The 11,055-nt window shown below is 43.9% G+C and carries 9 protein-coding genes and 1 tRNA gene; 2 read left to right on the top strand and 8 right to left on the bottom strand.

What is annotated here, in order from left to right; all coding sequences use genetic code 11:
• The first annotated feature begins 53 nt into the window (after positions 1-53).
• The gene (locus U0033_RS18790) at positions 54-503 is read left to right on the top strand and encodes a GNAT family N-acetyltransferase (RefSeq protein ID WP_072364239.1); all 450 of its coding nucleotides are present in this window, start codon (positions 54-56) and stop codon (positions 501-503) included.
• 116 nt (positions 504-619) lie between these two features.
• Here the strand turns inward: U0033_RS18790 and U0033_RS18785 are convergent, their stop codons facing one another.
• From U0033_RS18785 to U0033_RS18765, 5 genes are all read right to left on the bottom strand, one after another.
• The gene (locus tag U0033_RS18785; protein WP_072364238.1) at positions 620-1,471 is read right to left on the bottom strand and encodes a DUF6048 family protein; all 852 of its coding nucleotides are present in this window, start codon (positions 1,469-1,471) and stop codon (positions 620-622) included.
• Positions 1,431-1,907, bottom strand: coding sequence for a DUF6452 family protein (locus U0033_RS18780; protein WP_072364237.1), 477 nt, complete (start codon positions 1,905-1,907; stop codon positions 1,431-1,433). The genes U0033_RS18785 and U0033_RS18780 overlap by 41 nt, the downstream gene beginning before the upstream one ends.
• Positions 1,908-2,052: 145 nt before the next feature.
• Positions 2,053-4,935: an excinuclease ABC subunit UvrA gene (gene uvrA, locus U0033_RS18775; RefSeq protein ID WP_072364236.1), complete on the bottom strand. Its 2,883-nt coding sequence runs from the start codon at positions 4,933-4,935 to the stop codon at positions 2,053-2,055.
• Between the two features lie 496 nt (positions 4,936-5,431).
• Positions 5,432-6,694 (bottom strand): beta-ketoacyl-ACP synthase II, encoded by a 1,263-nt coding sequence (gene fabF, locus U0033_RS18770; protein WP_072364235.1) that lies wholly within the window; start codon positions 6,692-6,694, stop codon positions 5,432-5,434.
• Between the two features lie 328 nt (positions 6,695-7,022).
• Complete coding sequence (locus U0033_RS18765) at positions 7,023-8,102, bottom strand: fatty acid desaturase family protein (RefSeq protein ID WP_072364234.1); 1,080 nt, start codon at positions 8,100-8,102, stop codon at positions 7,023-7,025.
• Positions 8,103-8,301: 199 nt separating this feature from the next.
• Between U0033_RS18765 and U0033_RS18760 the strand changes: the two genes are divergently transcribed.
• A tRNA-Ser gene (locus U0033_RS18760) sits at positions 8,302-8,390 on the top strand.
• A gap of 617 nt (positions 8,391-9,007) precedes the next feature.
• Here U0033_RS18760 and U0033_RS33450 read toward each other — a convergent pair.
• The 3 genes from U0033_RS33450 to U0033_RS18750 form a co-directional block, all read right to left on the bottom strand.
• The gene (locus tag U0033_RS33450; protein ID WP_407654248.1) at positions 9,008-9,094 is read right to left on the bottom strand and encodes a DUF3892 domain-containing protein; all 87 of its coding nucleotides are present in this window, start codon (positions 9,092-9,094) and stop codon (positions 9,008-9,010) included.
• Between the two features lie 58 nt (positions 9,095-9,152).
• On the bottom strand, positions 9,153-9,344 hold the full coding sequence (locus tag U0033_RS18755) for a hypothetical protein (protein ID WP_072364233.1): 192 nt from the start codon (positions 9,342-9,344) through the stop codon (positions 9,153-9,155).
• Between the two features lie 326 nt (positions 9,345-9,670).
• Positions 9,671-10,714 carry a virulence RhuM family protein gene (locus tag U0033_RS18750; protein ID WP_072364232.1) on the bottom strand — a complete coding sequence of 348 codons (1,044 nt, stop codon included), beginning with the start codon at positions 10,712-10,714 and terminating at the stop codon, positions 9,671-9,673.
• Between the last annotated feature and the right edge of the window lie 341 nt (positions 10,715-11,055).

Genomic DNA, 11,055 nt, shown 5'->3' with positions numbered 1-11,055 from the left:
TACTTAATAAATAGGCTTTTGCCAGCTGCGGGCAAGCTGTTAAATTTGCTGGTATGATACAATGGTTTACTAAATCCTTTGAGGAGTTAACAAATAATGAGTTGTATGCTATCATGCAGGTTCGGTTCAATGTGTTTATTATAGAGCAGAATTGTTTGGCGGAGGACCTGGATGATTATGACCAGGAGGCACTGCACCTGTTTGGGGTGGACGAAAGCGGAAAAGTGGTGGCGTATACCAGGATTTTTGGTCCGGGGAAGAAATACGAGGAGGCGGCTTTTGGGAGAGTGTTAACGACGAAGGAAGTACGTGGGCAGGGAGCAGGGAAGGAATTGATGAAGCGTACGCTGGCGGTGATAGAAGACCATTATGGAAAGGTAGCGGTGAAGATCAGTGCGCAGTCGTATTTGTTGAAGTTTTATAGTGAGTTGGGTTTTGAGCAGGTGAGTGAGGAGTATGATGACCACGGGTTGCCGCATATTGATATGGTAAGACCAGCATAAGCGAATTAATAAGTGACTGACTAAAAAGGGCACCTTCTCTCGGGTGGGTGATGGAGACGAAATGGCTTTTACGCAATTCTCAGCGCCTTCATTTTACTTTTTAGCCAGCCCCTGAATTATTTTTTCCCGTCTCTTGGTACATGCACTTTCACTTTGTAAAGTGGTATCATATAAGATACGGTATAAGTCATATCAAACTGTGATCTTTTGGTGCCACTGCCATAACCAGGAATCACGATAGGGGGATGTGAATCTTCGGCGCTGCTATGCAGCATGATCTTTTCTCTTATACCCCATCCCAGGAACAGGTTTTTAGCTGCTTCCACTCTTAATCCAAATACCAGTTCGATCCAGTGCGCGGTAATAGTGGTTTTAGGGTAATTACCTTCTATAGTTGTATGCCAGTAATCGTTGGTCATAATAAAATGTGACACCTCATAGGTATTACGGGCAAAGCCGTATCGGATACCGGCATAGAGCATATTTTGCTCCGTAGTCTCCTTTTTCTTCATGAAGTCGTAGTCGATACCGATGGTGCTGTAGATCCCACTTCCTTTGTAGGAATAGGTGGTGTCGGTGCTATGGGAGGTGCTGTTCCAGCCTGTTTCGATGGCGCCATAGATCTTTTGACCAAGGCGTACATCTGCCTGGACGGTGACGTCTTTTCTGTAAGGTTGGAAATACAGCAAAGTAAAGCGGCTGATATCGAGGCCGAGGCGGATACCGCCATTTGACAGGTAGATGCTGTCTTCAATTTTATTTGCTAAAGGGCCAGCTTTCAGTGTGGCAGAATCTTTGGCAGATTTTGCTTTGGGGCTGGTGGTGTCTTTAGCCGATGGCGATTTGAAAGAGGTGGTGGATGGGCGCTTTACAGCAGCCGGGATCGTATCCTTCTTCACCTGTGCCTGCGCGGAGACCGCGAACAGGCTAATAAATAAAGTATAAAGTAATGTTCTGAATATTACCACTTGTTACCTCCCGGTTATTTATGTGTAAAGCGTTGATTGTATGGTAGGTGCAGATCACAGTATCTAATGTAGAAAAAGTCGTGAATCCGCAGCCTGGTGAAATAAAGTGAGGGGTGCGTGTATACCTGAAGGTCAGGGTATCTGCCACGGCGGCAGAGTCCAGTTTCAGGAAGAAACGGCAGGTATCGTGCTGTGGGTCAAGTGCGAAATATATACTGGATCTGGCTTCCCGCCTGATAAGGGTGTCTTTGCCAAGTGCACACAGGCTTACTTTTGGCCAGATCGTATCTTTATTGATGAAGCCGTTCAGTGAGTCTTTTTTAAAGTTAATACCAAGATTTGCGAGCAGGGTCTGGTCACAGGTCTTGGTTTCATCCTCACAAGCCGCAAATACTACCAGGAGTAGGAGGGCTATAATGCCGGAAAAATATTTCATGCCTATTGGTTATAACAATTCAGGAGGCGAAGATAAATATAAAAACCCCGAAACAATCACTGGTGTCTACGACATCCTTGATTGTTTCGGGGAGATGTTAGCGATGTTTTTTTGATTTTAAATGGGCATCCCTGTTTTTTGTGAGCTAGTGCTGGCCTTTCAACTCCTGTTTCAGGAATCGGGCGGTATGGCTCTCTTTACACTCACTTACCTGTTCCGGCGTACCTGTACATAATATTGTACCTCCACCAGCACCACCTTCAGGACCCAGGTCAATGATATGGTCAGCCATCTTTATCACATCCAGGTTATGCTCTATCACCAGCACTGTATTGCCTCTATCTACGAGTTTATTCAATACATTCAGCAGCAGTTGGATATCCTGAAAATGCAGCCCGGTCGTTGGTTCATCCAATATATAAATTGTCTTCCCGGTATCTTTTTTGGATAATTCAGTCGCCAGTTTTACGCGTTGTGCTTCTCCTCCAGACAAGGTGGTTGCGGACTGCCCCAGCGTGATATAACCCAGGCCTACATCTTGTAAGGTTTTGATCTTCCGGTAGATATACGTTACTGGCTGGAAAAACTCCACGGCCTCATCTACAGTCATATCCAATACATCGGAGATAGATTTCCCTTTATACCTGATTTCCAGTGTTTCGCGATTATACCTGCGGCCATTACATTTTTCACAATGTACATATACATCCGGGAGGAAGTTCATTTCGATCACTCTCATCCCCCCTCCTTCACAAACATCACAGCGACCGCTTTTCACATTGAAGGAGAACCGGCCTGCGTTATAACCCCTGATCTTGGCTTCAGGCACCTGGGAGAACAGGGTACGGATGTCAGTAAAGAACCCGCAATAGGTAGCGGGGTTACTACGGGGTGTTCTACCGATCGGTGACTGGTCGATTTCGATTACTTTATCTATATGTTCCAGGCCTTTGATGCTTTTGTAGGGCATTGGGTCCTGTTTGGAATCGTAGGCGTGCTGACTAAGGATCGGGTATAGTGTTTCATTGATCAGGGTAGACTTTCCGCTACCAGATACTCCTGTTACGCAGATGAAGGTACCCAGTGGCAGTTTCACACTTACGTTCTTAAGGTTATTGCCGGTAGCGCCTTTGAGCTCCAGTGATTTCCCGTTTCCTTTTCGTCTTTCGGCGGGGAGGGCACCGGCGGCATTCCCGTTCAGGTAGCCGGCAGTAGGTGTATTGAGTTTCAGGATTTGCTTGGGTGTACCCTGGGCAATGATCTGGCCACCGTGTACGCCGGCACCCGGGCCTACGTCAATGAGGTGGTCGGCATGGAGCATGATGTCTTTATCGTGTTCCACAACGATCACGGTATTTCCCATTTCGCGCAGGTTGCGAAGGGCATCGATCAGCTGCATGTTATCCCGCTGGTGGAGACCGATACTTGGTTCATCCAGGATGTAGGTGATGCCCATGAGCTGGGAGCCGATCTGGGTAGCGAGGCGGATACGCTGACTTTCACCACCGCTGAGTGAGCGGGTAGCCCGGTTCAGGGTGAGGTAGGTCAGCCCTACATTGAGGAGGAATCCCAGGCGTTCCCTGATTTCTTTGAGGATATCTTTGGCGATGGTGTTTTGTTTCTTATCCAGTCGCTTTTCGATGTCTTTGAACCAGATGGCCAGTTTATCCAGGTCCATGTTCCCCAGTTCGGAGATATTCTTTTCATCTACCTTGAAGAAGAGGCTTTCCTTTTTGAGGCGTGAGCCATTACATTCAGGGCAGGTATGTAGTTTCATGAAGCTTTCGGCCCAGTTGCGGACAGCGTCGGAGGAGGTGTCGTTGAAGTAACGGCGAACGGTGTTGATAACTCCTTCGAAATCGGTATTGTATCCGTTTTCCCCATTCTCTCCGAAATCCATATCCATTTCCAGGCTACCATTTTCATCTCCGAAAAGCAGGATGTTCATGATTTTCTGGGGCAGGGTACTAACGGGGGCGGTGAGGGAGAATTTATGTTTTTTGGCGAGTTGCTGTACCTGTTTGAAGGTATAGGTATCCCTGGCTTCGCCGAGTGGACCGAGGCCGCCGTCATTGATAGAGACGTTTGGATCGGGGATCACGGCGTCCATATCTATCTGGTAGATGGTACCGAGGCCTTTACAGCGGGGGCAGGCGCCATAGGGTGAGTTGAAGGAGAATGTGTTTGGAGACGGTTCTTCGTAGGAGAGGCCGGTATCTTCACACATGAGTTGTTTGGAGTACTGGCTGACTTTATTGGTGTCATTGTCCATGATGAAGAGGAGGCCTTTCCCCATTTGCAGGGCTTTTTGAATGCTCTGGCTGATGCGGGTACGGGCATCGTCCTGGACTTGTACTCTGTCTACCACGAGTTCGATGTCGTGGATTTTGTAACGGTCAACCTGCATTCTTTCTTTGAGGTCGAGGATTTCTCCGTTCACGCGTACTTTGAGGTAGCCCTGTTTACGGAGCTGTTCGAAGAGTTCGCGGTAGTGACCTTTACGACCACGGATAAGTGGGGCGAGGATGACGAGTTTCTTTTTCGGGAAATTTTTAAATACGTGGTCCATGATTTCTTCTTCGGAGAAGCGGGTCATGCGTTTACCAGTATTATAGGAGTATGCGATACCTACGCGGGCATAGAGCAGGCGGAGGAAGTCATATATTTCGGTGATGGTCCCTACGGTCGAGCGGGGATTTTTGTTGGTAGTTTTTTGTTCGATGGAGATAACCGGGGATAGGCCGGTGATTTTATCAACATCCGGGCGTTCCATATCGCCGATGAACTGGCGGGCGTAAGCAGAAAAGCTTTCCATGTAGCGGCGTTGGCCTTCTGCATAGATGGTATCGAATGCCAGGGAGGATTTCCCGCTGCCACTGATGCCTGTGATAACAACCAGTTTATTTTTAGGTAATGTGAGGTCCAGGTTTTTGAGATTGTGAACCCGGGCGCCAAACACAGCTATTTGATCATCTGCCGTAGCCGGTGTGAGGACCGGCGTTGATGCATTCTCTTTCTTCTTTGCCATATTTGATTTGCGAGCCTTTTTGGGCTGGTTAATTTGATACTAAGCTACATCATAATTAGTGATTTTGCTAAAATTTTTAGTGAAGAGTTTGGAGATAGGGTGGAGATTCGGTCGGAATTCGTTGCTATTTTGACATTATAAGGGTACGATAAGTACACTTGTATATCCGGGGGATATAGAGGTGTACTTATCGTGATCTTGTGGTGTAATTTTGGTATTGATAATGAATAGGGTTCGGATAGGTATCGAAGAGGCGTCGAACTAGTGTCGAAGAAGTGTCGAAGAGCATTCGAAGGACATTTGAAGGAGATTTGGAGGATATTCGAAGGACATTCGAACAGCATTCAAAGAGCATTCGAAGAAGATTCGGAGGATATTCGGAGAAGATTCAAAGAACATTTGAGCAGTATTCGAACAGTATTTGTGCAAACTGCACACAAAAAAGGCCACATTTATTAAATGCAGCCTTTTTCATTATATATAAGTTACGTAAATCTTATGCCTTGTACTTCTTAAATACTACGATTGCGTTGTGACCGCCGAAACCGAAAGTATTACTCATTGCCACATTCACTTCGCGTTCCTGTGCTTTACCGATGGTGAGGTTCATGTTGGTTGGGATACCTTCACCGAGGTTAGAAGTATTGATGGTAGGAGGCACCAGGTTATGCTGGGTAGCTTTGATACTGGCGATGGCTTCGATAGCGCCGGCAGCACCGAGTAGGTGACCCGTCATAGACTTGGTAGCACTGATATTCAGTTTATTAACGTGATCACCGAATACGCCGATGATACCTTTCAGTTCGCTGGCATCACCCAGTGGGGTGGAGGTAGCGTGAGCGTTGATATAATCAACATCTTCAGGTTTCAGTTCAGCATCTTCGAGGGCACGGGTCATACCCAGGCGTGCGCCCAGACCTTCAGGGTGGGTAGCAGTCAGGTGATACGCATCAGCAGACATTGCACCACCTACCATTTCTGCGTAGATTTTGGCACCTCTTGCGATAGCGTGTTCGTATTCTTCGAGGATGATAGCGCCAGCGCCTTCGCCCATTACGAAACCATCACGGTCAGCGTCGAAAGGACGGGAAGCGGAGGTAGGATCGTCATTGCGGGTGGAGAGGGCTTTCAGTGCATTGAAACCTGCGATACCAGCGCGGGTAACAGGGGCTTCAGAACCACCGGCTACGATAGCGTTGGCTTTACCCAGGCGGATAAAGTTGAAGGCGTCTACCAGCGCACTGGTGGAAGAAGCACAAGCAGATACCGTACAGTAGTTAACGCCCATGAACCCATATTTCATGGAGATCTGACCGGCAGCGATGTCGGAGATCAGCTTGGGAATGAAGAAAGGATTGAACTTAGGAACGAAGTTAGCCTGAGCGAATTCCACGATCTGGTCTTCGAAGGTCTGCATACCACCGTTACCGGAAGCCCAGATAACACCGACCATGGTTTTATCAACGCCTTCAGCGTTCAGGCCGGCATCTTCCACAGCTTCCTGAGCTGCAACCATTGCGTACTGGGTGAACATGTCCATTTTACGGGCATCTTTCTTATCCATGTACTTTTCTACGTCAAAACCTTTCAGTTCGCATGCGAATTTGGTTTTAAACTCTGTAGTGTCGAATCGTGTAATAGGACCGGCACCGCTGGTCCCTGTTTTTAGGCTATTCCAGAAAGTGTTTACATCATTTCCGATAGGCGTCAAGGCCCCAAGCCCGGTAACCACAACCCTTTTTAACGTAACAGTGCGCATATTGCTTTTGAACTTTAAAATCGAAAGTTAGAGCGCAAATTTAGGCACTTATTCTTATGTTTATGCATAATCATAAGAATTATATAATATAATAAAGAAAGAATGGGGGGAAATTGGACGGTGGCAGGCGTTGGAGGGCCTGCCGTATTGAGTTTGTTGGGAACGATTTGATAAAAATTTGTCAGGTGGGTGATGAGTATCAGGCGGTTCAGGTTGGTAGTGCGTGCAGTTTTTGGGCCAGATGGGAGAATTTTTGGTGGTTTGGGGAGGGGGAGATAGCGTTGTTTTTTGTTCCCCACTGTACTTCCCTTTTTATGTTTTCCCTGTTTTACGCCACCGCCACATTTGCCGCCGGTATTGTGGCCAGGTCAATTTTCTTAGTTCGTTGTTTTAAAAAAGCGATCACTTCTTCATCTGAACTAAACCGGTTCCCGATATTCACATAGTGCTTTGCCAGCAGGTCGTAGCGCTTTGTCATCAGCCATAACCACACATGCAGGAAGTGAATGCCATCAAATACGATGGCTTCGTTCTCAATGTATTCATGCAAGGTTTTCCTGAAATACAGAGGATGTTCAGTCCAGTGCATGCTGGGCTTGAGATGATGGCTGATGTGATAGCCGTCGTTCCAGCATAGATGATTATACTTAGTATTGATACAGGTAATGCTGTTTTTATAGGAATTATCCGGATTCTCCGCGCAAATGAAGGCATGTTGTGCCCAGTTACCGAGCATCATCACAATCCTGGAAATTACAAATGGCAGGATGAACACCACCAGGGTCGCCGGGAAGTTGACAAAAGACAGCCCTATACACATTAATATATACAGTATCTCCCCTCTTACGGAGCGGATCAGGAGCTTTTTACGGTTCTTTTTAATGAAATACATGGCGAGGTGTACAATGCCGGTAAAGAAAAAGCTACCCAGGTAACGGCTGAAGCCCCGGAGGGAATCGCGTTGAAAGGGCATGGTACAGGAATCGTCATCAGGCATGTTATTTTCAGGGTGGTGCATGCCGATGTGATGACTATAATATGTTTCAGGTGTTTGCCCAAAGAGCGGGCCGATTACCCAGGGGAGGTAATGATTCAGGAGCTGGTATTTTTTTTCGAAGAGTACCCGGTGGCTGGTGCAGTGTAGCATGAGGCCGAAGGAGCCTTTGTACCTGAAATTGTTCAAAAACGTAAAAGCAGCGGCAGCGGTCCACCATATCCAGGCAGGTACTGGCAGGAATAAAAGGATGGCCAGGGGGAGCAGTGTGAGGGTGAGTTCGATGGTGAGGTAAAGAAATGGAAGGTCGCGTTCGTCACGGATCATCGATTTCAGTAATTTTTGGAATGCCGGGTCTGATTTGTCTGACTTTGTGTACACGGGGTCAGTAAGTACGTCATTGAATACTTTCATTAGTTGTAGGTTTTAAATAAAGAGTAGGCGGAAACAGTTCGCAAAGGTATTAGTAAGGTAAATGATTAATACGGGATATAAATGGGGCTGGGATAATTTGTGATAATGATAACGAATAGAGATTTTTATAATTTTTTTTAATTGCTTTTGGAGAATTAAGAAATATTATTATTTTTGCAACCCCTAAGGGGGAAGTTTCGGTGAGATGCCTGAGTGGCCGAAAGGAACGGTTTGCTAAACCGTCGTACGGGTCAAACTGTACCGAGGGTTCGAATCCCTCTCTCACCGCCGAAATTTTAGAATGCTCATGGATTAAGTTCTATGGGCATTTTTGTTTTAGGGAAGTTCCATGTTGGCAAGGGTTTGCTATTATTTATTTTTAACTTTTTAAGCCGTTCGAAATTGAATGGAAAAGTTAGAGAGCTCCCAAACACAACGCTGCAATCTTCTCTATTACTCCATAGGTAGCCAGCAGGATCTTGTAGAATTCATGAAGCTGATCTGCATTCTTATTACAGCAGCACCCGATTGTCCAGCATTAATAATATTTAAAAAAAAATCTGTTTTAAATCTCAAGGAATAAACTACTTTCCAGAGGCAAGCAAATCCCATTGCTGTTGATCCTCTTTCTTACTTACATAAAAAGCCACTCATCTCAAGACAGAATTACTCACTATAAGACATGGGGCATGTATGCTGTCAATACTTCCTCTTATAATGAAATGTAAATTATGGCAGTCATTTACTATACCTATATTATTTTCATTTCATGAGCTTCTAATTCTAGTGCCAGCATTGTAAAGTAGTGTATGTAGCCAAAGAAGAGCGTCGTTTCAGGAAAAGGTTAGGCCATGTAGTTACTACCTGCTGTCATCTAAATTATCGGTTGACCTTTCTCCTTACTATTAATTGCATTCAGGTAACTTCAATAGGTTATCAGAAGTGACATTATCGGCCTTGGTTTTCACATATTTCGTACCAGACGGGCTAATTTGAGCTATTAATTCTGCTTTGTTCCCTTGACTATCCCTGACATAGGCGACCCCACCTTTATTTTTTTATATAGTCATACATTTCTTCACGTGTGGAGGTTCCTGTAGCTTTAGTTTCTTCATTAACCCATGTCAGACTTGTTATTGCCACATAGGGATTCTGATGTTGTTCCCCAGCCTTTTTAATACAAGTAATTTTTACACTCATAATCATTAGTGAATTGTAAGTAATTATATGGTCATCTTCCATAAGATTAAATTCATGGTGTGACCGATTCAATAACAAAGTTATGGGAGTACTATTAGTTTTAAAGAGGGGATTTTTCCGGTATTTTTTGATACAATTTTCTATGATTCCGTATAAAACACCTGATCAAAAGTGGAAAGGTTTATTCATTTCAAACGCATTATCATTACCATTTTAAATAAATTATCCGTAACCCGATTTTAAGATTGGTCCCAATAGCTTAAAAGCATTCAAGTTGAAAGATTTGGAGCGTTTTGGGTAATTTGAAAAACTTGAAGCTAACACTAATATTTATGATTGTTAATAAAACTTAACAGGCAAAACGTTGATCAGGAATTCTCTTTTCGTCTTTTAGCGGACGATGTTGTAATCTTTAATATTTCTTTATCAAAATCGCTCTCAAAATTTTCATCCTGGGTTATCCTGAACTTTTGATATTCTTCACTGGCTAATTTAATAGCGACTGCATGGCTTACTGTACCAGCATCTTTTAGTATCTGATATTCGTTAAATTGCAGAAAGGCATCTAACCGGCTTATCCAATCTGCCATTTTCATAGAAATGTGCCTCGACGCTTGTAATTCAGCAAAGTCAAGATACATAGTTACAATACGTTCCAGTTCTTTTATTTCCTTTTCAATTAGATAATTCTTCGCGACACTAATATCTGTTTTAAGTACTTTACCAGATGGTGCATTTTTCCATGTTTGCAACCCCATGTTGGGCTTGTCAGCATTAGCCCGCTCTGCAATAATTTGAGCAGCCGTTTTACCTGTAATAGCCCAATGTAATTTATTCTGTACCGTTTTGAAAAAGGCTTGTGTTATTTCTGAATCTTTGCTATAGTCGATACTGCACTGTTCATATATATCGGTTATTTTGAGATAAAATCTACGTTCACTTGCCCGTATCTCACGAATACGTTCTAATAGTTCGTCAAAATAATCTTTGCCAAATGACTTCCCTTGTTTCAAACGTTCATCATCTAACACAAACCCCTTAACAATAAATTCTCTCAAGTTCCTGGTTGCCCAAATTCTAAATTGAGTGGCCTGCATTGAATTTACCCTGTAGCCAACAGCTATTATTGCATCTAGATTGTAAAATTCCAATTTCCGTTTTATCTTCCTTCCCCCTTCCTGTTGAACTGTTTCCAAAATGGAAATAGTTGAACCTTTATCCAGCTCTCCCGACTCATATATGTTATTTAAATGCTTACTAATGGCAGGCACTTCTACCGCAAATAATTCGGCCATCCGCTTTTGAGTAAGCCAAAATGTTTCATCATTAAATATTACTTCTACTTTTATATCTCCTGCAGGTGTACTGTAGAAAATAATGTCGTTATATTGAAATGAATTTTCGTTTTCCATTTAGAATGATAGCGTTAATTAGATTCTTTTTTGGCAAATATGATAATGTAGGACAGTGATTTACAACGCTACAAATCATCTTCTCTTAATTCACTTTATGAAGTTATTTTATTGATGGCTGATTAACAAATCAAATGTTTAACCCTCCTTTCTGGACAGCTTGAGTATGATTCTGCAGGTTCGTATTTGCACACTTAATATTTAATAAAGCGCAACTCAAAAATATAATAAGGAGGTGGAGTATTAAAGAATTATCAATAATTCATTTCGTAATGAATATCTCTAACAAAAGAGTGGATTTTAGATAAATCATCCGTAAACTGGTTCGAAATTTGTTCCCT

It is taken from the genome of Chitinophaga sancti (assembly GCF_034424315.1).
GTDB classification, from domain to species: Bacteria; Bacteroidota; Bacteroidia; order Chitinophagales; family Chitinophagaceae; genus Chitinophaga; species Chitinophaga sancti.
The sequence above is the reverse complement of the archived record's forward strand: the minus strand, read 5'-3'. Positions and strand labels throughout refer to the sequence as shown.

Coding starts and splice junctions, on each gene's coding strand:
- U0033_RS18790 (WP_072364239.1), top strand. CDS start 54: ATGATACAATGGTTTACTAAATCCTTTGAGGAGTTAACAAATAATGAG.
- U0033_RS18780 (WP_072364237.1), bottom strand. CDS start 1,907: ATGAAATATTTTTCCGGCATTATAGCCCTCCTACTCCTGGTAGTATTT.
- uvrA (WP_072364236.1), bottom strand. CDS start 4,935: ATGGCAAAGAAGAAAGAGAATGCATCAACGCCGGTCCTCACACCGGCT.
- fabF (WP_072364235.1), bottom strand. CDS start 6,694: ATGCGCACTGTTACGTTAAAAAGGGTTGTGGTTACCGGGCTTGGGGCC.
- U0033_RS18765 (WP_072364234.1), bottom strand. CDS start 8,102: ATGAAAGTATTCAATGACGTACTTACTGACCCCGTGTACACAAAGTCA.
- U0033_RS18755 (WP_072364233.1), bottom strand. CDS start 9,344: ATGGAAGATGACCATATAATTACTTACAATTCACTAATGATTATGAGT.
- U0033_RS18750 (WP_072364232.1), bottom strand. CDS start 10,714: ATGGAAAACGAAAATTCATTTCAATATAACGACATTATTTTCTACAGT.